The 19,985-nt window shown below is 63.7% G+C and carries 21 protein-coding genes and 1 pseudogene; 10 read left to right on the forward strand and 12 right to left on the reverse strand.

The window, feature by feature from the left end; genetic code table 11:
* Positions 1–15: 15 nt before the first annotated feature.
* The gene (locus ACR9YP_RS21770) at positions 16–423 is read right to left on the reverse strand and encodes an ACT domain-containing protein (RefSeq protein WP_438107758.1); all 408 of its coding nucleotides are present in this window, start codon (positions 421–423) and stop codon (positions 16–18) included.
* 199 nt (positions 424–622) lie between these two features.
* On the opposite strand from ACR9YP_RS21770, the gene ACR9YP_RS21775 reads away from it, so the two are divergent.
* Positions 623–778 (forward strand): hypothetical protein, encoded by a 156-nt coding sequence (locus tag ACR9YP_RS21775; protein ID WP_474217027.1) that lies wholly within the window; start codon positions 623–625, stop codon positions 776–778.
* A 16-nt stretch (positions 779–794) separates the two neighbouring features.
* Here the strand turns inward: ACR9YP_RS21775 and ACR9YP_RS21780 are convergent, their stop codons facing one another.
* Positions 795–2,084, reverse strand: a complete 1,290-nt coding sequence (locus ACR9YP_RS21780) for a DNA polymerase IV (RefSeq protein WP_438107760.1) — start codon at positions 2,082–2,084, stop codon at positions 795–797.
* Entirely contained in the window at positions 2,081–2,392 is a 312-nt protein-coding gene (locus ACR9YP_RS21785; RefSeq protein WP_091895933.1) for a DUF3572 domain-containing protein, read from the reverse strand. Before ACR9YP_RS21785 ends, ACR9YP_RS21780 begins: the two co-directional genes overlap by 4 nt.
* A gap of 240 nt (positions 2,393–2,632) precedes the next feature.
* Here ACR9YP_RS21785 and ACR9YP_RS21790 point away from each other — a divergent pair, with 240 nt between their 5' ends.
* Together ACR9YP_RS21790 and ACR9YP_RS21795 are read left to right on the forward strand one after the other, a co-directional pair.
* Entirely contained in the window at positions 2,633–2,998 is a 366-nt protein-coding gene (locus tag ACR9YP_RS21790) for a response regulator (protein WP_008566616.1), read from the forward strand.
* A gap of 14 nt (positions 2,999–3,012) precedes the next feature.
* Positions 3,013–4,386, forward strand: coding sequence for a PleD family two-component system response regulator (locus tag ACR9YP_RS21795; protein ID WP_128933302.1), 1,374 nt, complete (start codon positions 3,013–3,015; stop codon positions 4,384–4,386).
* Between the two features lie 295 nt (positions 4,387–4,681).
* Here the strand turns inward: ACR9YP_RS21795 and ACR9YP_RS21800 are convergent, their stop codons facing one another.
* Entirely contained in the window at positions 4,682–5,284 is a 603-nt protein-coding gene (locus ACR9YP_RS21800; protein WP_474217028.1) for a TetR/AcrR family transcriptional regulator, read from the reverse strand.
* Positions 5,285–5,414: 130 nt separating this feature from the next.
* Between ACR9YP_RS21800 and ACR9YP_RS21805 the strand changes: the two genes are divergently transcribed.
* The 3 genes from ACR9YP_RS21805 to ACR9YP_RS21815 all read left to right on the forward strand — a co-directional run bounded on the left by ACR9YP_RS21805 (position 5,415) and on the right by ACR9YP_RS21815 (position 8,797).
* Positions 5,415–6,647, forward strand: a complete 1,233-nt coding sequence (locus ACR9YP_RS21805) for an MFS transporter (RefSeq protein WP_091895942.1) — start codon at positions 5,415–5,417, stop codon at positions 6,645–6,647.
* A 169-nt stretch (positions 6,648–6,816) separates the two neighbouring features.
* Positions 6,817–8,553: an adenylate/guanylate cyclase domain-containing protein gene (locus tag ACR9YP_RS21810; protein ID WP_474217029.1), complete on the forward strand. Its 1,737-nt coding sequence runs from the start codon at positions 6,817–6,819 to the stop codon at positions 8,551–8,553.
* A gap of 121 nt (positions 8,554–8,674) precedes the next feature.
* Positions 8,675–8,797 (forward strand): hypothetical protein, encoded by a 123-nt coding sequence (locus tag ACR9YP_RS21815; RefSeq protein ID WP_276339337.1) that lies wholly within the window; start codon positions 8,675–8,677, stop codon positions 8,795–8,797.
* A gap of 135 nt (positions 8,798–8,932) precedes the next feature.
* Here ACR9YP_RS21815 and rpmG (ACR9YP_RS21820) read toward each other — a convergent pair whose 3' ends face one another.
* Positions 8,933–9,100, reverse strand: coding sequence for a 50S ribosomal protein L33 (rpmG, locus tag ACR9YP_RS21820; RefSeq protein ID WP_007603295.1), 168 nt, complete (start codon positions 9,098–9,100; stop codon positions 8,933–8,935).
* Positions 9,101–9,175: 75 nt separating this feature from the next.
* Between rpmG (ACR9YP_RS21820) and ACR9YP_RS21825 the strand changes: the two are divergent.
* Positions 9,176–9,474 (forward strand): annotated as a pseudogene (locus ACR9YP_RS21825) (MFS transporter); the annotation flags it as partial.
* Positions 9,475–9,871: 397 nt separating this feature from the next.
* Positions 9,872–11,266, forward strand: coding sequence for an ammonium transporter (locus ACR9YP_RS21830; RefSeq protein WP_474217031.1), 1,395 nt, complete (start codon positions 9,872–9,874; stop codon positions 11,264–11,266).
* A gap of 16 nt (positions 11,267–11,282) precedes the next feature.
* Here ACR9YP_RS21830 and ACR9YP_RS21835 read toward each other — a convergent pair.
* Positions 11,283–12,031, reverse strand: a protein-coding gene (locus tag ACR9YP_RS21835) for an IS5 family transposase (protein ID WP_474217032.1) whose coding sequence is annotated in 2 segments (ribosomal slippage) — positions 11,283–11,701 and positions 11,701–12,031 — 750 coding nt in all. Because the reading frame shifts where the segments join, the coding sequence is not laid out codon by codon here.
* 144 nt (positions 12,032–12,175) lie between these two features.
* Between ACR9YP_RS21835 and ACR9YP_RS21840 the strand changes: the two genes are divergently transcribed.
* Together ACR9YP_RS21840 and ACR9YP_RS21845 are read left to right on the forward strand one after the other, a co-directional pair.
* On the forward strand, positions 12,176–12,484 hold the full coding sequence (locus ACR9YP_RS21840; RefSeq protein WP_474217033.1) for a hypothetical protein: 309 nt from the start codon (positions 12,176–12,178) through the stop codon (positions 12,482–12,484).
* A gap of 14 nt (positions 12,485–12,498) precedes the next feature.
* Complete coding sequence (locus tag ACR9YP_RS21845; protein WP_438107765.1) at positions 12,499–13,602, forward strand: DUF6745 domain-containing protein; 1,104 nt, start codon at positions 12,499–12,501, stop codon at positions 13,600–13,602.
* Positions 13,603–13,928: 326 nt separating this feature from the next.
* On the opposite strand, the gene ACR9YP_RS21850 is transcribed toward ACR9YP_RS21845, so the two are convergent.
* The 6 genes from ACR9YP_RS21850 to rnr all read right to left on the reverse strand — a co-directional run bounded on the left by ACR9YP_RS21850 (position 13,929) and on the right by rnr (position 19,979).
* Positions 13,929–14,459, reverse strand: a complete 531-nt coding sequence (locus ACR9YP_RS21850; RefSeq protein WP_370985848.1) for a hypothetical protein — start codon at positions 14,457–14,459, stop codon at positions 13,929–13,931.
* Between the two features lie 99 nt (positions 14,460–14,558).
* Entirely contained in the window at positions 14,559–14,726 is a 168-nt protein-coding gene (rpmG, locus tag ACR9YP_RS21855) for a 50S ribosomal protein L33 (protein WP_007603295.1), read from the reverse strand.
* 124 nt (positions 14,727–14,850) lie between these two features.
* Positions 14,851–16,176: an LLM class flavin-dependent oxidoreductase gene (locus ACR9YP_RS21860; protein WP_438107766.1), complete on the reverse strand. Its 1,326-nt coding sequence runs from the start codon at positions 16,174–16,176 to the stop codon at positions 14,851–14,853.
* Positions 16,177–16,406: 230 nt separating this feature from the next.
* Positions 16,407–17,159, reverse strand: coding sequence for an NUDIX hydrolase (locus ACR9YP_RS21865; RefSeq protein ID WP_438107767.1), 753 nt, complete (start codon positions 17,157–17,159; stop codon positions 16,407–16,409).
* A 31-nt stretch (positions 17,160–17,190) separates the two neighbouring features.
* A complete protein-coding gene (locus tag ACR9YP_RS21870) occupies positions 17,191–17,631 on the reverse strand; it encodes a DUF983 domain-containing protein (RefSeq protein WP_370985853.1) in 441 nt (146 codons plus the stop codon).
* Positions 17,625–19,979, reverse strand: coding sequence for a ribonuclease R (gene rnr, locus ACR9YP_RS21875; protein WP_474217034.1), 2,355 nt, complete (start codon positions 19,977–19,979; stop codon positions 17,625–17,627). Before rnr ends, ACR9YP_RS21870 begins: the two co-directional genes overlap by 7 nt.
* Between the last annotated feature and the right edge of the window lie 6 nt (positions 19,980–19,985).

Below are 19,985 nucleotides of genomic sequence, written 5' to 3' on the forward strand. Positions count from 1 at the left end.
TACGCTCCATCCGGGCTACGAGTGTCTCGCGCCAGACATCTTCTGTAGAACAGCCATCGCTTCGTCCGCCTTGTCGATGGGCACGAAGAGGTGATCGTGATGGAAGGCCGAAACGGCATTCACGCTGATGCCGGCGTCGGCCAGACGCGCTGTGATTGCAGCCAGGAAGCCGACCGCGTCCAGCGACGAATGAACCGTCAGAGTGATCAGGCGCGAGGCGAACTCGTAGCGTAGGCCTGCCGCTTCGGCCTCTTCGAGAGCGATCACCAGCGTTGTTCCTTCGCGTTCGCGGAACGTCAGGATCGGACTGATGGCGGCTGGAATGATCGCGCTCGGCGCAAGCGTGCAAAACACGAAGATGCCGTCCAGGATCTCCGGCTTCATGTTACTCAGCAGCGCGTCGAGATCGCGTTCGCCTGTCACGGTGCTAGCCCCTGAACCGGTAGGATCGTTTGAGCCCATGCGAAGCTATCGGCGACAGAGGCTGTTGGAGCCATGGTCAACATACCTTTGTATATCTCCTCTAATCCTTCTCATGCGCTGATCTTACGCTGGTAGAATTGAGCGACGGCGGGAGAGTCTTACAATTTGAGTCCACTCGGGTCACTGCGAGGAGGCTCAAATGAACGTCGTCATTCGAAAGCTCAACGGCTTGTGGCACCTCATCGTCGGGTCTTGTCAGATCCGAACGCCGTTCCTGGAAACTCAGGATCGGCATTTGGTCGTTCAGTATGCCCGGCGCGCCTATCCGGGTGCACGGATCTTCGAACGCGACTGAGTTGAGCAGGACTCGATCACTCCTGCGCCTTCTCCGGCCCCTCATACGCAATGCCGCGGATCACCGCGGCACTGCCGAACTTCTTGCGCAGACTGTCCACCGCGCGCTCGGCGTGCGCGGCGCGGCGGTCGAGCATGTCGGTGTCGTCGGAGACCGAGCCGTCGCGCAGCGCGCTGACGCCGGCGCCCATCAGGCGGAAGGCGGTGCCGTCGATCTCTTTCGCCAGCATCTCGCGGCAGATCGAGAAGATCTTTGCGGCGAGCTGCGTCGGGGCGGCGATCGACTGCGAGCGCGTGCGCTGGCGGAAATCGGCGGTCTTCAGCTTCAGCGTGACGGTCGAGCCGGCGAGCTCGCTGCTCTTGAGACGCGACGACGTCTTCTCGCATAGCCGCCACAAGATCTTCTCCAGCGTCGCGAAATCGCGGATGTCGCTCTCGAATGTGGTTTCGCTGGAAATCGTCTTGGCGCCGCGATCAGGCTCGACGCGGCGGTCGTCGATGCCGCGCGCAAGCCGCCACAGCCGGCGGCCGTCGCTCGGAAACTGCCGCATCATCTCGGTCTCGTCGGCCTTCTGCAGATCGGCGATGATGCGGAAGCCGCGCTGCAAGAGGCGTTCCTGCGTGGCCGGTCCGACGCCAAAGATGAAGCCGACCGGCCTCGAAGACAGCATCAAGCGCGCTTCGTCCTGGTCGAGCGCGGCAAAGCCGCGCGGCTTGTCGAGGTCGGAGGCGATCTTGGCCAAAAACTTGTTGCAGGACAGGCCGACCGAGACGGTGATGCCGATGTCGCGCTCGACCTCGTAGGCAAAACGCGCCAGCACCTTTGCCGGGATCATGCCGTGGACGCGCTCGGTGCCGGACAGATCGAGGAAGGCCTCGTCGATCGAGAGCGGCTCGACCAGCGGCGTCAGCGCCTGCATGGACTGGCGCACCTCGCGGCCGACCCGGACGTACTTCGACATGTCGGGCGGGATCACGGTGGCGTGCGGGCAGGCCTCCAGAGCCTTGAACATCGGCATGGCCGAGCGCACGCCATAGGTGCGGGCGATGTAGCAGGCAGCCGACACCACGCCGCGCTTGCCTCCGCCGATGATGACGGGCTTATCGGCGATAGCAGGATTGTCGCGCTTCTCGACCGTCGCATAAAAGGCGTCGCAGTCGATATGGGCGATGGTCAGGCCCGCGAGCGCGCGGTGGCGGACCAGGCGAGGGGATCCGCAGGCGGAACAGCGCCTCACGCCCATATCCAGATCGGCCAGACAATCCCGGCAGAAGCAGCGGGGCCCGGCCGGATCGGGTTCGGTCACGGCACGTCGCGCTCCCAGGAGGGGTCGCCGAGCGCGTCGCCCAGCACCTGCCGCGCCGCGGCAACGTTGGTTGGATGCAGTTCCGCGGTCTTCGCAAACGCCTTCACGGTCTCGTCATCGCGCAGCACGAAATCGAGCACGCTGAGCAGGAAATTGGGGTCGGAGGCGGCATTGCGCAGGGTCTCCGGACCGACCCCTGTCTCAGCCAGGAACAGGCCCAGCCGCTCGGGCTCGCCGGCGACGAAGGACAGGGCCTGAATCGCAACGATTTCAGCGACTTCGCGGGGGTTGTGAACAGGCTTTTTCACGGGGCCGGTTTGCCTTTCCGTTAACTTTCGGTCTCTAATTTGGAATCATCATGCCCGAGTCTTCGCCTCGAGTCTTGCGAGCCCGACAAGCAACTGGAAACCACATCGCAGAAAGTCGGCCCTCGGGTTTAACGAAACTAGAGCGAATCTGGGGCTAGTTTGAATCCAGTTTTCGAAGCGCCGGCGAGCGGCGCCTGAGGCGTCACATGTATGGGTCTGCGGACCAATCAGGAGGGCGGGATGGCTAAGACCGTCCTGATCGTGGAAGACAACGAGCTCAACATGAAGCTCTTCCGCGACCTGTTGGAGGCGCACGGTTACCAGACCTCCGGCACCAGCAACGGCTACGAGGCGCTCGATCTCGTTCGCAAGATGAGGCCCGACCTCGTGCTGATGGATATCCAACTGCCGCAGGTCTCGGGCCTCGAGGTGACACGCTGGATCAAGGACGATCCGGAGCTACGCGCCATTCCCGTCGTCGCGGTCACGGCCTTCGCGATGAAGGGCGACGAAGAGCGCATCCGCGAGGGCGGCTGCGAAGCCTATTTGTCCAAGCCGATCTCGGTCGGCAAATTCATTGAGACGGTCCGGCGTTTTATCGGATAGGAAGTGAGTTCAAAGTGTCCGCGCGTATCCTGGTTGTCGATGACGTTCCTGCCAACGTCAAGCTCCTCGAAGCCCGCCTGTCTGCCGAATATTTCGACGTGATGACTGCGGCGAACGGCGCCGAGGCGCTGGCGATCAGCCGGCGCGCCGAATGCGACATCATCCTGCTCGACGTGATGATGCCCGACATGGACGGCTTCGAAGTTTGCCGCCGCCTGAAGACGGACCCTGCCACCCACCACATTCCCGTCGTGATGGTCACCGCGCTCGACAGCCCGTCCGACCGCAACCGCGGACTTGAAGCCGGCGCCGACGATTTCCTGACAAAACCCGTCTCCGACGTGGTCCTGATCGCGCGCGTGCGCTCGCTGACGCGGCTGAAGATGATGACCGATGAGCTGCGCATGCGCGCCATCACCTCGCTTGAGATCGGCATGCAGGCGCCCGAGCGCAGCGCCGTGGCCGACACCGGCAAGGGCGGCCGCATCCTGCTGGTCGACGACCGCGAGTCCTCCTATGAGCGGCTGGCGACGATCCTCGCCGCCGAGCACACCATCGACGTCGAGCCGAACCCGACGGAAGCGCTATTCCACGCCGCCGAGGGCAATTACGACCTCTTGATCGTTTCGCTCGATCTCAACAATTTCGATGGCCTGCGGCTCTGCAGCCAGGCGCGCTCGCTGGAGCGCACGCGCCACGTCCCGATCCTGGCGATCGCCGACCCCGAGAACTCGACGCGGCTGCTCCGCGGCCTCGAGATCGGCGTCAACGACTATCTGCTGCGCCCCATCGACAAGACCGAGCTGCTGGCGCGGGCCCGCACCCAGATCCGCCGCCGCCGCTACACCGATCACCTGCGCGACAACGTGCAGAACTCGATCGAGATGGCGATCACCGACGCGCTCACCGGGCTGCACAACCGCCGCTACATGGAGAGTCATCTGGCGACGCTCGCCGAGCAGGCCGCGACCCGCGGCAAGCCGCTCGCGCTGATGATTTTGGACATCGATTACTTCAAGTCGATCAACGACAATTACGGCCATGACGCCGGTGACGACGTGCTGCGCGAGTTCGCGGTGCGGGTGCGCAAGTCGATCCGCGGCATTGACCTTGCCTGCCGCTATGGCGGCGAGGAGTTCGTCATCGTGATGCCCGAGACCGATCTCCACGTCGCCGGCATGGTCGCCGAGCGCCTGCGCCGCTCGATCGCGGGCGAGCCGTTTGCGATCCACAAAGGGACGAAGCGCATCGAGGTCACGATCTCGATTGGCCTGACCACGCTGGAGCAGAAGGGCGAGGCGGTCGCCGACGTCCTCAAGCGCGCCGACACCGCGCTCTACCGCGCCAAGCACGACGGTCGCAACCGGGTGGTGGCGCAGGCCGCGTGAGCTGCCGGCACAATAAGTGCGAAAACAACCCCATGCACAGTAGCCGGCGATAGCAAGATCAACGGCTTACGTGAGAAGCAGGGCGGTTTGCGCTGGCGGCAGCGCCATTTGACACGTCGGGCAAAACAGGGGCATTCTGCCATCATCCCGAACAGGTCCTACAAACTCCGCTGTCATTCCCCGCGCATGCGGGAATCCAGTACGCCGCGGCCTTTCGGTTCTAACCTCGCTGCCTCTGGAATACTGGATCACCCGCCTTCGCGGGTGATGACACCGAGTGATGCGGTGGCAGCGATCACTGCGGCGGACACTTGTCCTTCACCGGCTTCGCATCATCCCCCACATCCACCCCCGCATTTCGCAGCAGCACCTTTGCGGCCTCCTTTGCCGCCCTGGCCATCGCCGGATCGTCGCGGACGAGGTCCTGGGCGATGGAGCCGTCGACGAGCAGCACGAGCTGCGTTGCGAGCGCCTCCGCATCCGCAACGCCGAGCTCGTTCAACCGATCGCGAAACCAGACGCGGCGGCTTTCCTTGAAGGCGATTGCGATCTTCTTCACCGCGCGGTCGGAAGGCCCGAGCTCGGCGACCGCATTCACGAACGGGCAGCCGCGAAAATCCTTGGCGGCGAAGCGTCGCTCCAGCGAATCGAACGTCGCAAGGATCTGCTCGGCCGGCGGCTTGTCGGAGGGGCGCGCGCTGACGAAGCGGCGCTCGAGGTAAGCCGCGATCAGCGCGTCCTTGGAGGGGAAGTGGTTGTAGAGCGTGCGCTTGGAAATGCCGATCTCGGCCGCGATGGTGTCGACGCCAATGGCGCGAATGCCTTGCAGATAGAACAGCTTGTCGGCGGTCTGAAGGATCCGCTCTTTCATCGTCTGTGGGGCGGGCGGGGGAGCCATGCGGTAGCGCGCGTCCTGTTCGCTTGACAGCACCGGCCCTTTATAGCCTAAGTACACAGGTCTGTGTACCCAAAATCAACGGCAAAAGCAGACGGCGGCGTTCGCGCCGTGCCCAAAAGGGAGAAGAAAAATGCCCCTGTTGCAGGTCCTGCGTCCGACCTTGCCCATCCTGATCGGCGCCTCGATCATGCTGACGCTGAGCATGGGACTGCGGCAGTCGCTCGGCATCTTCCTGCAGCCGCTGACGCATGACATCCACATCTCGGTGTCGGATTTCACACTGGCGCTGGCCGTGCAAAACCTCGCCTGGGGCTTTCTCCAGCCACTCGCCGGCGCCATGACCGAGCGCTACGGCTTTCGTCCCATCATGATCGTGGGCGCGCTGATGTACATCGTCGGCCTCGCGCTGATGGCGACCGCCAACGGGCTTGTCAGCATCATGATCGGCGCCGGCGTTCTGATCGGCACCTCGCTGGCCTGCACGGCCGCTGCGATCGCGATGTCGGTGGCGGCGCGCGCGGTGCCTGAGACGGTGCGCTCGACCGTGCTCGGCATCGTCTCCGGCGCGGGCTCGCTCGGCGCGCTGCTGTCGGCGCCGATCGGGCAGATGCTCAACGAGGGCTTTGGCTGGCGCATTGGCCTTGCCGGCTTCGTCATCATGTCGGTGTTGATGATCCCCGCCGCCTGGTACGCCGGTCGCGTCGACCAGATCCCGCTGCCCAAGCCGGCCGCCGACGAAATCGACGATGCCACCGCCGCGATTGCGGCGCGGACCGCGTTCGGCAATGCATCCTTCGTGGTGATGACCTGCGCCTATCTCGTCTGTGGCATGCAGCTCGTGTTCCTCACCACGCATCTGCCGTCGTATCTGGCGATCTGCGGCCTCGACCCGATGCTGAGCGCGCAGACGCTCGGCATGATCGGTGGCTTCAACGTGCTGGGCTCGCTGTTCTTCGGCTGGGCCGGGCAGCGCTGGAACAAGCTGGCGCTGCTGGGTGCGATCTACATCCTGCGCTCGCTGGCGCTCGCCTGGTATTTCATGCTGCCGGCGACGTCATTCTCGACGCTGCTGTTCGGCGCGATCATGGGCTTCCTCTGGATGGGTGTCGGCCCGCTGGTTGCGGGCGCGGTCGCCGAGATGTTCGGCCTGCGCTGGCAGGCGATGATCCAGGGCCTCGCCTTCATGAGCCACCAGATCGGCAGCTTCCTCGGCGCCTACGGGGGAGGGCTGCTCTACGACGCGCTCGGCTCCTACACCATGGCCTGGCGCATCGGCGTGGCACTGGGCCTCGCCGGCGGCATCGTGCAGGTGGCGTTCGCGCTGATCCGGCCGTCGCAGCCGCCGGTGTTGAAGGCGGCGTAGCGAGGGGCGTTCGTAAGCGCCAAGCAAGCGTCGCGCCGCTTGGTCGCGAACAGCCGCTCGTGCCCCCGAAGCGGACCAGGCGCGGCGTCCAGACCCCGGCCTTTCGTCCGGCTGGGACGGAAGATGTTCATCCTGCTATATTAACCAGACTGGCAGGGTGGCGGTGGCTATGGCGCGCGTTGAGAGACGGTTAGCGGCGGTGCTGGCAGCGGACGTTGCGGGTTACTCGCGGTTAATGGGCGCCGATGAGGTCGGCACGCTCGAAGCCCTTAAGGTCATTCGCCGCGAAATCGTCGATCCAGCCATTGCGGAGCACAAGGGCAGGATCGTCAAGACAACTGGCGATGGCCTCCTGGTCGAATTCGCCAGCGCTGTCGACGCGGTGACTTGCGCCATGGCCGTTCAAGAGAAGATGGCCGGCCGGGAAGGACCGATTGCCTTTCGCATCGGCATCAACATCGGCGACATTATCAGCGACGAAAACGACATCTTCGGTGATGGCGTGAATGTGGCTGCACGCGTTGAGAACGAGTGCGTGCCGGGCGGCGTGTGCTTGTCGGGAAATGCGTTCGAACAAGTCAGGGGAAAGACGACATTCGAGTTCGATGATCTAGGCGAACGATCGCTGAAGAACATCGATCGGGCGGTTCGACTATATGGAGTCAAGCTTGCCAATGCGAAGCCAGCGACTGCGGAGAGCAATCGACTGCTGTCATTACCCGACAAACCTTCAATCGCGGTTCTCCCGTTTCAGAATATGTCCGGCGACCCGGAACAAGAGTACTTCGCCGATGGCATGGTGGAGGACATCATCACTGCGCTGTCCCGATTCAAATGGCTGTTCGTGATCGCCCGCAATTCGACCTTTACCTACAAGGGGCGGTCCGTTGACATCAGGCAGGTTGGACGCGAACTGGGGGTTCGTTACGTGTTGGAAGGCAGCGTGCGGCGGGCGGCCGACCGCGTACGGATCACAGCGCAGCTCATTGACGCGGAGACCAGGGCCCATATCTGGGCAGATCGCTACGACCGCGCGGTCGACGACATCTTTGCCTTGCAGGACGAAATTACCGTGAGCACCGTCGCCGCGATCGAGCCCAGCGTGCGTCAGGCCGAAATTGAACGGGCGAAGCGCAAGCGCCCTGATAATCTCGACGCCTACGACCTCGTGTTACGTGCGACGCCTCTAGTGGACACCGGGATGCCGGAGGGCGCGTCGCAGGCAGTGCCACTGCTCGAGCGCGCACTTCTGCTCGAGCCGAACTACGCGCTCGCGCACGGCCAGACGGCGTTCTGCAATGAAATACTGTATCTCCGAGCGGGAAGGCGTGAAGACAATCGCACGGCCGCGATACGGCACGCGCATACTGCAGTGGCGCTTGGCCCCGACGATGCCCCGGCACTCGTCTACGCCGCAATCGCTATCGGTCTCGTCGAACATGACCGTATCTTGGCTCTGGAAACGTTCGAGGCCGCCCTGGCAATCTCCCCGTCGGCGGCGTGGGGCTATTCCTGGGGCGCGTTGATCTTGGGCTGGGGAGGGGAAGCCGAGCGCGCCATCGAATGGGGCGAGCGGGGTATCCGGCTTAGTCCATTCGATCCGTGGATTACCGCAGCGCTGCATGGCATTTGCATGGGGCATTTTCTTCGCGGACGCTATGAAGATGCTGCGGCGGCAGCGCAACGGGCCATTCGCAGCAAACCAGGTTTCAGCGTCTCGCACATGTTTCTGGCAGCGTCGCTTGCCAAACTCGGACGAATGGAAGATGCGAATGCAGCCGCCGAGCGCGTGATGCAACTTCAGCCCAATTTCAGCAGCAATGGTCAGTGCTCCGCCATCGGCTGCGTGCCGGTGCTCGCAACACCTCTGATCGAAGCAATGCGCGCTTCAGGTCTTCCCGAATAACCGGGATCCGCCACCAGGCGGCCGATGCGTCAGCACAGTTGACTTTTAACCAAGGTTCCACAGGGCTAGGCTGCCGAGATTAATGATCGCGCTCCCGCCAGATGGTGAGAGGAGGCGTGGCATGATCGAACAGCCGCACTTTGACGCGTATTCAATCCCAGCACGTATCTGCTTTACCGTTGCATTGCTTGGTTGTGCCGTACTGATCGCCGTGTTGGTTACGAGCGTCTACTTCCTGGAATAAGGTGCAGGAGTGAACCTTCGCGACGAACCAGGCTCGCGCCATCGGCATGGCGGCTGGGATACGAGAGGGGCGAGCGGGCAAAATAAAAACGGGGCCCGAAAGGGCCCCGCAAAACTCTTCAACGCTGCGCCGATCTTACTTGATCTTGGCTTCGCGGAATTCGACGTGCTTGCGCGCGACCGGGTCGTACTTCTTCTTGACCAGCTTGTCGGTCATGGTGCGCGAATTCTTCTTGGCGACGTAGTAGAAGCCGGTGTCGGCCGAGGACACGAGCTTGACCTTGATGGTGACCGCTTTGGCCATGTTCTGAACCTCAGAAAATTGGGGAATCTGGAGCCGGCCAAACGGCCCGCGTTGGCCGGCAACCTAGCCAGAGCCTCGACGCTGGTGTTCGGCGCGCTGATGGGGTTCCTCTGGCTCGGCGTCGGGCCGCTGGTTGCGGGCGCTGTCGCAGAGATGTTCGGCCTGCAATGGCAGGCGATGATTCACGGGCTCGCCTTCATGAGCCACCAGGTCGGTAGCTTCGTCGGCGCCTATGGCGGCGGGCTGATCTATGGCGCGCTCGGCTCCTACAACATGGCTTGGCGGATCGGCGTCGCGGTGGGCTCGCCGCCGGCATCGTTCAGATCGCGTTTGCGATAAAGCCGACGGCGCCACCCGTGCTGCGAACCGTATAGGCATCGTCAGCGATTGCTTATTTGTTGGGCGATGCGCTGCTGCGTGAAGCAGCGCAACGCGCGATTGCCGCAAAGCAGCAAACTGGAATCGCTGCGCATTCAGTAGCTTGAATGAATCGCATCGATGGTGCGAATCTTGCACGTCCTTTGATCAGGAATTGGAACGTCTCTGACGCTTTCCGATCTGGTGACAAGGGAAAGGCCGATAAGCCATGAGGCTGGTCGCCGCCAGTCTCCAGTCATCGAGGCTCGACGACCTCATCGCGCCGAGCCGCGATCATTGTGTCCCAAAAACCCGAGCTGATCGCGCTGGCGTCGTCACGCCGGCGCGAACGATCGTTTCCGCGGTTCCACTCGAACAATGCCCAGAAAACATCTCTTGCGACTTGGGAGGACGATGATGGAGTCAAGAACATCCACGCGCCAAAGGCTCGTGACGTTGTTGGTCGCGCTGTTGGGAATTGCGCTTCTCTACCTCGCCCTCGGCGAGGTCGCGCTGGCCGAGGATGCGGCCCCGCCCGCTTGCGGCGGCAAGATCCTCGAGAAGTGCACGCCCAATCCTGGCGACACCGCCTGGATGCTCACCTCCGTTGCGCTGGTGCTGATGATGACGGTCCCGGGTCTCGGGCTGTTCTATGGCGGCATGGTGCGCAAGAAGAACGTGGGCGACACCGTGATGACGAGTTTTGCGGTGACGTGCCTCGTCACCATCCTGTTCGCGATCCTGACCTATAGCCTGGCCTTCCGCGCCGGCACGCCGTTCATCGGCGGGCTGGACCGCATGTTTCTGAAGGATATCCTCAGCGACATCGGCAAGGGCGGGATCGGTAATCCCAATCCGCTCGCAGCGACGATCCCCGAGAGCGTCTACATCTGCTTCCAGATGACCTTTGCGATCATCACGCCGGCGCTGATTGCCGGCGCGTTCGCCGAGCGGATGAAGTTCTCCGCGATGCTCTGGTTCATCGGCCTGTGGGCGATCTTCGTCTATGCGCCGATCGCGCATTGGGTATGGGGCCCTGACGGCATCTTCGCCTCCGGCAACGACGCCGCCTGGGTCAAGGTGCTCGATTTCGCCGGCGGGACCGTGGTGCATATCAATGCCGGCGTGGCCGGCCTGATGTGCGCCATCATGCTCGGCAAGCGCAAGGAGACGGGACCGGCCCATAACATGGTGCTGACCTTCATCGGCGCCTCGCTGCTCTGGGTCGGCTGGTTCGGCTTCAACGCCGGCTCCGCGGTGACGGCGGGCATGCAGGCCGGCATGGCGATGCTGGTGACGCAGATCGCAACTGCGGTCGCCGGCTTCACCTGGATGCTGGTGGAGTGGTCGCTCAAGGGCAAGCCGACGGTGGTCGGCATCTGCTCGGGGGCGGTCGCGGGCCTCGTCGCCATCACGCCGGCGTCCGGTTTCGTCAGCCCGGTAGGGGCCTTCGTGATCGGGATCGCGGCCGGCGCCCTCTGCTACTGGGGATGCACCGGGCTGAAGGCCATGTTCAGCTATGACGATGCGCTCGATTGCTTCGGCGTCCACGCCGTCGGCGGCATCGTCGGCGCATTGCTCACCGGCGTTTTCGCCGTCGAGCAATATGGCGGCACTGCGGGTGCGCTGGAGGGAAACCCGATCCAGTTCGTCAACCAGTGCATCGGCGTCGCCACGGTCTTTGTCTACGATGCCGTCGTCAGCCTGATCATCCTCTACGTGGTCAAGCTCTTCGTCGGCTTGCGGGTATCGGAGGATATGGAGCGCGACGGTCTCGATCTCGCACTGCATGGCGAGGTCGTGCACTAAGGCCTGTTTACAGTCGCTAGTTTGCGAGGAAAGCCGCGACGAGATTGAGGAGGCCGGCAAAGCAGGCGTCTGTCTTTTCGTAGCGAGTTGCGATGCGGCGGAATGCCTTGAGCTGGCAGAAGAAGTTCTCGACCAGGTGGCGCCATTTGTACATTTCGGCGTCGTGCGGGATGCGCCCGGCGCGGTCGGCCTTGGACGGGATGACCGCTGCGGCGCCGCGTTGGTTCAGATTGGCGCGCAGCCAGTTATTATCGAAGGCCTTGTCGCCGATCAGCGCTTCAAAATCGAGGCCAGTGATCAAAGGCTCGACGCCAATGCTGTCGTGACGCTGGCCGGGCAGCAGGACGAAGCGAATGAGATTGCCGAGTGCGTCGATCAGAGCCATGATTTTGGTAGTCAGGCCACCACGCGAGCGGCCTATGGCCTGATTTTGAGTCCCCCTTTTGCCCCGGTGCCATGTTGGTGGACCCGGACGAGTGTGCCGTCGATCAGGACATATTCGAAATCGGGATCGTCACAGAGAGCTTTGAAGACCCGCTCCCAGACCCCCTTCTGCGCCCAGCGCCAGAAGCGCGTATACACTGTGAACCACTTGCCGAACGCTTCCGGCAGATCTCGCCACGGCGAGCCCGTGCGCGCAATCCAAAGAACTGCTTCGATAAAGAGCCGGTTGTTACGCCCGGTGCCGCCGGGATCACCGGCTTTGCCAGACAATTCCGGCGCAATCCGCTCCCACTGCGCATCGCTCAACATCAATCGAATCAAGGCTGATCTCCAATTTTCAGCCTTGAATCAATTTTCTACTGATTTGGGAATCCTGTCTGTAAACAGGCCTTAGATCGCCGACGGCAATGTTGAACCAATCCGGCCATCCGCACATCCAGCGGATGCGTCGGCACGGGAGAAGACATGATGACCGAGATCTTTGCGCAAGGTGACCTGCTGATCGAGCGGGTGTCCGATGTCGCGCCATCGGGAGCGCTCACGGAGACCGCCGAAGGTGTGCCGCTGGTCCTGCTGGAGGGCGAGGCCACCGGACATTGTCATGCGATCCGCGAGCGCGTGACGCTGTTTCGCGACGACGATCTGGCGCGCGACATTCCGGCCGGGCTCTATCTCGGGCATCTCCAGATTGCCTCGGCCTATGCGCGGGTGACGCATCAGGAGCATGCGACTGACGCTGCCGCGCGGGACCTATCGAGTGCGCCGCCAGCGTGAGTTGGGGCCGCGAGATGCGCGCGTCCTCGCCGATTGAGCAGACGGCGGCGTTGGGCGATTACCGTGCACGGTGGAGAGCCGTCCGACGCTCGACCGCGCCTGCCGATCGCGACAGCGCGGAGCAGGGCGTGCGGCTTGCCTATCGTGCTGCAGGACTGGAGCCGCCGGCCCGCATCGTCTGGTGCGACGGCCCGCAGGCGCTGGCCGGGCTTGTCGTTTCGCGCGATGACGGCCGCAATCTCCGCTTTCAGCTCGTCGATCGGCTTCGCCGTCAAATCATTTCGAAAATCGAGGCGCGGATTCACCGGAAGGTGCTTGCCGCGGTCGACAGCGCAGTCAATCCCGCGGACGCGCTGGTCACTGCTGCGGCCGAGGCGGTGATTCGGAACGTGCCGGAGCAGAACCTGTCCGTGCTGGGCCAGCTGCGCCGAACCGGTCTGTCGCTCGCTGGCGTGCTGCAGGCGCTCACCGCCCCGCGGAGCTTTTCGAGCTGCGCGGCGGGGCCGCACGATCTGTCGTGGCTGGGTGCTTACGACTATCTCCGCGAGGTCCTCGGTTTGCACGCCGAGACCGAGCCGCTGCGCGGCCTGATGCAACTCGCGACGGGCGTGGGCTGGCTGCTGCCGCACGAGCACACCTGCTGGCTCGCGGAGCGACCGAACCTGTTATGCGGCGATGCGCGCGACCGGCTGCATCACGCCAGCGGTCCGGCGCTGCGTTATCCCGACGGTTGGTCGATCTGGGCCTGGCGCGGGGTGGAGGTGCCACGCTGGATCATCGAGCACCAGGACCGGATCACGCTCGCTGCGATCGACGACCAGATCGACGTCCAGGTCCGCCGCTGCATGATCGAGATCATGACGCCGGAGCGTTACGTCGCGCTCGGCGGCGCCACCCGCGTGGCCGAGGACGAGACCGGAATCCTGTGGCGCCGCAACTGGCTCGCCGCGGACGCCTGGGCCGCCGTGGAGGTCGTCAACGCCACGCCCGAGCCGGACGGCACGCGCAGGCATTTCTTCCTCCAAGTGCCGGCCAATCTGCACACGCCGCGCGAAGCGGTTGCGTGGACCTACGGCATGAGGGCAGAGGCCTATGCACACCTCGTGGTGAGGACGTGAGGCACATCTTCTTGGCGGCTAAAGCGCGATGAGATTTGGATGAATCGTCATCGCGCTTTAGGTTGTTGTTTACGCATGATCTTTCCGGAAAACCGCTTCGCACTTTTCCGGATCATGCTTTAGAGCAGAATGGCCTTTGGTTGAATCGATCGAGCCGCGGGATCACTCGACCTCTCCCGCGTGCGGGAGAGGTCGGCGCGAAGCGCCGGGTGAGGGCTTTCTCCTCTTGGGGGTTCTCGATTGCGGAGACACCCTCTCCCCCAGCCCGAGCGGGGGAGGGAGCGCATCTTCTCCATGGCAACCAGCCAAGCCCAATTTCACCCGCCTTAACTGCGGTAGTAGCGCCACATCCGCAGGAAGGTGCGATGGATCACGTCCGGCGGCTGATCGAACGGCTCGACATTGATCCGCACCATGTTGGTGTGGCTCATCCGCCAGGGTAGCCGCATCAGCCAGCGCCAGGACGGCTGCTTGCGCCAGTCGGCCACGAGCGCGCTGGTGAGCGGCGCGTTCAGCACGATCTGGAGTTCATGCACCGTCATGGCGCGCTCGGCGATCTCGACAAGGTCGATGCGCTCGATGGCGCGCCAGCGGATCAGGCCGAAGGCCTGGACGAAGATGCCGTACTGGTTCGCGCCGATCGTGGGCCGGCCGGTCTCGAGCAGTGGAATATTGTAGTAGGTAAACCCGGCCGCGAGCGCCGCGAGCGCAAGCCAGTAGAACTCGCCGGTGAGAAACGCGGCGGTGCAGAAGATCGCGGCCAGCGCCGCCGTGACGTAAACCGGGAAATAGACATCGTCGCGGCCATAAGCGACCGAGTAGCCACCGACATGTTCCTCGTCCAGGGCTGCGCTCATGGACGTGGAGGCTACGACCATCGACCGCAAATAAAAACGGCCGCAAATAAAAACGGGGCCGCGAAGGGCCCCGTCAAAGTCGTTCAGCGTCCCGCGATCTTACTTGATCTTGGCTTCGCGGAATTCGACGTGCTTGCGCGCGACCGGGTCGTACTTCTTCTTGACCAGCTTGTCGGTCATGGTGCGCGAATTCTTCTTGGCGACGTAGTAGAAGCCGGTGTCGGCCGAGGACACGAGCTTGACCTTGATGGTGACCGCTTTGGCCATGTTCTGAACCTCAGAAAATTGGGGAATCTGGAGCCGGCCAAACGGCCCGCGTTGGCCGGCAACCTAGCCAGAAACCGCCTGATGTCAAGGTTTTAGGGGACTGAAACCACCCAAATCGGCCCGATCAGGCCTCGAAGAACCGGTTTTTCGGCCGCGGCAGGCCCAGATTCTCCCTCAAAGTGGGCCCTTCATACTCTTTGCGGAAAATCCCGCGGCGCTGCAGCTCCGGCACGACCTTGTCGACGAAATCGTCGAGGCCGGCGGGCAGGAACGGGAACATGATGTTGAAGCCGTCCGAGCCGCGCCCGACCAGCCATTCCTCCATCTGGTCGGCGATGGTCTTGGCGGTGCCGACGAAGGACAGCCCGCCATAGCCGCCGACGCGCTGGGCGAGCTGGCGCACGGTGAGCTTTTCGCGGGCGGCGAGATCGACCATGCGCTGGCGGCCGCTCTTGCTGGCATTGGTCTCGGGGATGTCGGGGAGAGGGCCGTCCGGATCGAAGCCGGAGGCATCGGTACCGAGAATGACGGACAGCGAGGCGATGGCGCTGTCGTAATGCACGCGGCTGTCGAGCAGCGCGCGCTTCTCCTTGGCTTCATCGACGCTGTCGCCGACGACGACGAAGGCGCCGGGCAAGATTTTGAGGTGTTCGGGATCGCGGCCGATCTTCTCCATGCGGCCCTTGATGTCGGCATAGAGCTTTTGCCCGTCGGCGAGGCTGCCGCCGCCGGTGAACACGGCTTCAGCCGTTTCGGCCGCGAGCTGCTTGCCGTCTTCGGACGCGCCGGCCTGCACGATCACCGGCCAACCCTGCACCGGACGGGCGATGTTAAGGGGGCCGCGCACTTTGAGATATTTGCCGTTGTGGTCGAGCGTGTGCATCTTCGCGGGATCGAAGAACAGGCCGCTCTCGACGTCGCGCACGAACGCATCGTCGGCGAAGGAATCCCAGAGGCCCGTGACGACGTCGTAGAACTCGCGGGCGCGCTTGTAGCGCTCGGCGTGCTCCATGTGATCGTCTAGGCCGAAATTCAGCGCTGCATCCGGATTCGAGGTGGTGACGATATTCCAGCCGGCGCGGCCGCCGCTGAGATGGTCGAGCGAGGCAAAGCGGCGCGCGACATGATAGGGCTCGTCGAAAGTGGTCGAGCCCGTCGCGATCAGGCCGATGCGCTCGGTGACGGCGGACAGCGCCGACAGCAGCGTGAACGGCTCGAACGACGTCACCGTGTGGCTGCGCTTGAGCGCATTGATCGGCATGTTCAAGACGGCGAGGTGATCGGCCATGAAGAAGGCGTCGAACTTGCCGGCCTCGAGCTTCCTAATCAGCTGCTTGATGTGACTGATGTTGAAATTGGCGTCGGGCCAGGCGCCGGGATAGCGCCAGGCGCCGGTGTGGATGCTGATCGGGCGCATGAACGCGCCAAGCTTGAGTTGCCGTTGTGCCATCGCCCGGTGTCCGTTTTGGGTGTCGTTGCGAAAGACATAGGCATGCGGCGGAACTCCGCCATTGGCGGCGGCGGGAAGATTATTTTGTTTTTTGCAGATCTCTCAGCACGTCATTCCGGGGCGCGCCTCTTGGCGCGAGCCCGGAATCCATCGAGCTGCAGACACGGTGGATGAATGGATTCCGGGTTCGCGCTGCGCGCGCCCCGGAATGACGGCGAGGGGAGCGCCGATCAGCTCAAAACATCCTTCTGCATCTTGCCGCCGTAGAAATGGAAGAACGGCACCGGCGCATCGTGGCGCAGCGGGCCGGTGGCAAGGCGGGTGTCGAGCTCGTTGAGCACGTTGCGCGTCATCGGATGCAGATCCGCGAGCGGTTTTGAGCCAAGCTCGACCCAGACCAGCTCGACCAGCTCGGCATCGGCATGGATCACGCCGTCGACGCGGTGGGTGATCGCGGAGGCATCTGCCGTGAAGAAGCGGGTGTCGAAGCGTTTGACGCGGCCGGGCGGGGTGATGGCGCGGGCGATCAGGAACAGGCCGGAGGGATCGGGCAGCAGGCCGGCATCCGCGAATGGCTTCCAGGGGCCTTCGAGCTTGGGCACCTTGTCCTCCGCTCTGCGGCCGAGGCAGAGACCCGTCTCCTCGCAGGCTTCGCGGATCGCGGCAATGGCGAGCGACTTCGCGCGCGAGGCCGGGGTCTTCGGGCTGCCCTTGGCGAGATTGGCTTCGAGCTCGGCGGTGATGGGCGCGGCGCAGGGCACGCGATAATCGGCCTTGTCGACACGGCCGCCGGGGAAGACGAACTTGCCGGGCATGAACACCACCTTGTCGTGGCGCTTGCCGACCAGCACTTTCGGAATGGGCCCGCTGCGATCGACCAGGATCAGCGTCGCCGCATCCCTTGGGCGAAAATAGGGATGGTGGTCGGCTTCCTTCTCATCGTGAACCTTGGCCTTCTCCACTGCCTGCGCCGTATCCGTCATATCCTCACCCAAACCGTTTTTTGCTTCTTACTTACACAGGCGGAATACCATCGGGAGGGTTCTCGTCAAACCCGTGCATGCGCAGAGCCCATTGCAAGCCGACCACAGCTCCCTTCACGGGCTGCAACAACGCGAGCGAGGCGACGAAGGTGAAGGGCAGATAGGCCACGAAACTGAGCCAGATCGGCGTGGTGTAGTTGGTCTCGATCCAGAGGATGGCCGGCACCACGATGTGACCGACGATGACGATGACGAGATAGGCGGGCAGATCGTCGGCACGATGCGGGGTGAAGTCGAGGCCGCATTTGGCGCAATTGTCCGCCGTCTTCAGGAAGGCGCGGAACAGCTTTCCCTCGCCGCAGCGCGGGCAGCGACCGCGAAAGCCGCGCTTCATCGCAGCCCACACGTCGCGCTTCTCGACGAGGCCGGTCTCGCGCGTCCAGATCTTTGGGGCCGTGCTCATCGTCACCATGCCTTGCCCTTCTGTCCCTTGCCTTTGCCCTTGCTCTTTCCCTTGACCTTCCTGCCCTTGGCAGATTTTTGCTTTTCCGGCTTGCGTTTTCTCTCCGGACTGCGCCCCGGATGCGCCTTGGACAATTTGCGCTGCGGACGGAACGGCCGGCGCTCGCGGGGACTGGTCTCGCGTTCTGACGACAGCAGCTCGAAGCGTAGCGCGCCTGCGATAGGAGCTGCTTCTATCAGACGGACGTCGACGACGTCACCCAGCTGATGCATGGTGCCGCTGCGCGTGCCGACGAGGGCGTGGCGGCTCTCGTCATAGTTGAAATATTCCGTGCCGAGGGATCGGATCGGGATCAATCCATCGGCGCCGGTCTCGCTCAGCTTGACGAAAAGACCGGCGCGGGTGACGCCGGAGACGCGTCCCTGGAAGCTGGCGCCGATGCGGTCGGCGAGGTGATGCGCGATCAGGCGATCGACGGTCTCGCGCTCCGCCTTCATCGCGCGCCGTTCGGTCAGCGAGATATGCGCGGCGACCTCGCCGAGCGATTCCGGCGTTTCGCTGTCGGGCAGGGCGCCTTCGCCGAGGCCGAGCGCGCGGACCAGTGCGCGGTGCACGATGAGGTCGGCATAGCGGCGGATCGGCGAGGTGAAATGCGCATAGCGGCGCAGGTTCAGGCCGAAATGGCCGTAATTCTCCGCGGAATATTCCGCCTGCGCCTGGGTGCGCAGCACGACCTCGCTCACCAGCGGGTAATAGTCGTGACCTTCGAGCTGGGCCAGCACGCGGTTGAACAGGGTGGGGCGCAACGCGCCTGATTTCGCGAAGGGAACGTCGAGCGTTTGCAGAAACTCGCTGAGCGCGTGGACCTTCTCCAGCGTCGGCTCATCGTGCACGCGATAGATCAGCGGCAGCGATTTCTTCTCCAGCATCTCGGCCGCGGCGACGTTGGCGAGGATCATGAACTCCTCGATCAGCTTGTGCGCATCGAGACGTTCGGGCACGACGACGCGGTCGACCGTGCCGTCGCTCTTCAACAGGATCTTGCGCTCGGGCAGATCGAGATTGAGCGGATCGCGCTCGTCGCGGGCGCGCTTGACGCAAGCATAGGCGGCGTAGAGCGGCCTCAGGATCGGATCGAGCAGCGGGCCGGTGGTGTCATCAGGTCGACCGTCGATCGCAGCCTGTGCCTGCGCATAATGCAGCTTCGCCGCCGAGCGCATCAGGATGCGGTGGAAACTGTGCGAGCGCTTGCGGCCGTCGGGTCCGATCACCATCCGCACCGCGAGCGCGCCGCGTGGCTCGCCCGGCACCAGCGAGCAGAGATTGTTGGAGATGCGCTCCGGCAGCATCGGCACGACGCGGTCGGGGAAATAGACCGAGTTGCCGCGATCGAGCGCGTCGCGGTCGAGCGCGGTGCCCGGCCGCACGTAGAAGCTCACGTCTGCGATGGCGACGTTGACGATGAAGCCACCCTTGTTGTTGGGATCGTCGTCGGCCTGCGCATGCACCGCGTCGTCGTGATCCTTCGCATCCGGCGGATCGATGGTGACGAGCGGCACGTCGCGCCAATCCTCGCGCCCTTTCAGGTTCGCAGGCTCGGCCGCTTCCGCCTCGCGTTCGGCGGCAGGGGAAAATTGCAAGGGGATGTCGTGGGCATAGATCGCGATCAGGCTGATCGCCTTCTCCGACTTGACCGAGCCGAGCCTCTCCTTGACCCGGCCGGAGGCGAGGCCAAAGCCGCGCGAGCGGACGATGTCGACGCTGACGAGGTCGCCGTCCTGCGCGCCTTGTGTATCGGTCTTCGCGATGTTCAACTCGCGGTCGGCGAACTTCTTGTCGACGGGAACGAGCCGTCCGCCGCCTTCGGGCAGTGCTCGGAATACACCGAGGATGCGGCTCTTGGCCTTGTCGATGAGCTTGATGATGCGGCCGCGATAGGCGGGGCCTTCGTCCTCGTCGGTGCGTTCGACGCGCAGCAGCGCGCGGTCGCCGACGCCGGCGGCGGTGCCGGGCTTGGGCCGGCGCGGCATCTCGATCAGGATTTTGGGCGGCTCGCCGCTTTCGACCTCGTCCCATTCGGCCGGTGAGGCGATCAATTCGCCGTCGCTGTCGCGCCCGGTGATGTCGGCGAGCAGCGTCGGCGGAAGCGTGTCCGGCTCGGAGACCTTGTGCCGCTTCTTCTTGATGATGCCGTCGTCGGCGAGCTCGCGCAGCATGCGCCTGAGCTCGGCGCGATCGGCGTTCTTCAGGCCGAACTCGCGCGCAATTTCGCGGGTCCCGACCTTTCCGTGGTTTGCCTTGATGAAGGCGACGATGGCTGTCCGGTCGGGAAAGCCACGGTCATTCTTGCGTTTCACTTAACC

This window comes from Bradyrhizobium sp. BR14999, from assembly GCF_056106085.1.

Bases quoted from the DNA above. Each gene is read 5' to 3' on its own strand.
- ACR9YP_RS21775 (WP_474217027.1), top strand. From the start codon at position 623: ATGAACGTCGTCATTCGAAAGCTCAACGGCTTGTGGCACCTCATCGTC.
- ACR9YP_RS21865 (WP_438107767.1), bottom strand. From the start codon at position 17,159: ATGACGGATACGGCGCAGGCAGTGGAGAAGGCCAAGGTTCACGATGAG.
- rpmG (WP_007603295.1), bottom strand. From the start codon at position 14,726: ATGGCCAAAGCGGTCACCATCAAGGTCAAGCTCGTGTCCTCGGCCGAC.
- ACR9YP_RS21840 (WP_474217033.1), top strand. From the start codon at position 12,176: ATGATGACCGAGATCTTTGCGCAAGGTGACCTGCTGATCGAGCGGGTG.
- ACR9YP_RS21850 (WP_370985848.1), bottom strand. From the start codon at position 14,459: ATGAGCGCAGCCCTGGACGAGGAACATGTCGGTGGCTACTCGGTCGCT.
- ACR9YP_RS21845 (WP_438107765.1), top strand. From the start codon at position 12,499: ATGCGCGCGTCCTCGCCGATTGAGCAGACGGCGGCGTTGGGCGATTAC.
- ACR9YP_RS21870 (WP_370985853.1), bottom strand. From the start codon at position 17,631: ATGGTGACGATGAGCACGGCCCCAAAGATCTGGACGCGCGAGACCGGC.
- ACR9YP_RS21805 (WP_091895942.1), top strand. From the start codon at position 5,415: ATGCCCCTGTTGCAGGTCCTGCGTCCGACCTTGCCCATCCTGATCGGC.
- ACR9YP_RS21815 (WP_276339337.1), top strand. From the start codon at position 8,675: ATGATCGAACAGCCGCACTTTGACGCGTATTCAATCCCAGCACGTATC.
- ACR9YP_RS21790 (WP_008566616.1), top strand. From the start codon at position 2,633: ATGGCTAAGACCGTCCTGATCGTGGAAGACAACGAGCTCAACATGAAG.
- ACR9YP_RS21800 (WP_474217028.1), bottom strand. From the start codon at position 5,284: ATGGCTCCCCCGCCCGCCCCACAGACGATGAAAGAGCGGATCCTTCAG.
- ACR9YP_RS21830 (WP_474217031.1), top strand. From the start codon at position 9,872: ATGATGGAGTCAAGAACATCCACGCGCCAAAGGCTCGTGACGTTGTTG.
- rpmG (WP_007603295.1), bottom strand. From the start codon at position 9,100: ATGGCCAAAGCGGTCACCATCAAGGTCAAGCTCGTGTCCTCGGCCGAC.
- ACR9YP_RS21860 (WP_438107766.1), bottom strand. From the start codon at position 16,176: ATGGCACAACGGCAACTCAAGCTTGGCGCGTTCATGCGCCCGATCAGC.
- ACR9YP_RS21810 (WP_474217029.1), top strand. From the start codon at position 6,817: ATGGCGCGCGTTGAGAGACGGTTAGCGGCGGTGCTGGCAGCGGACGTT.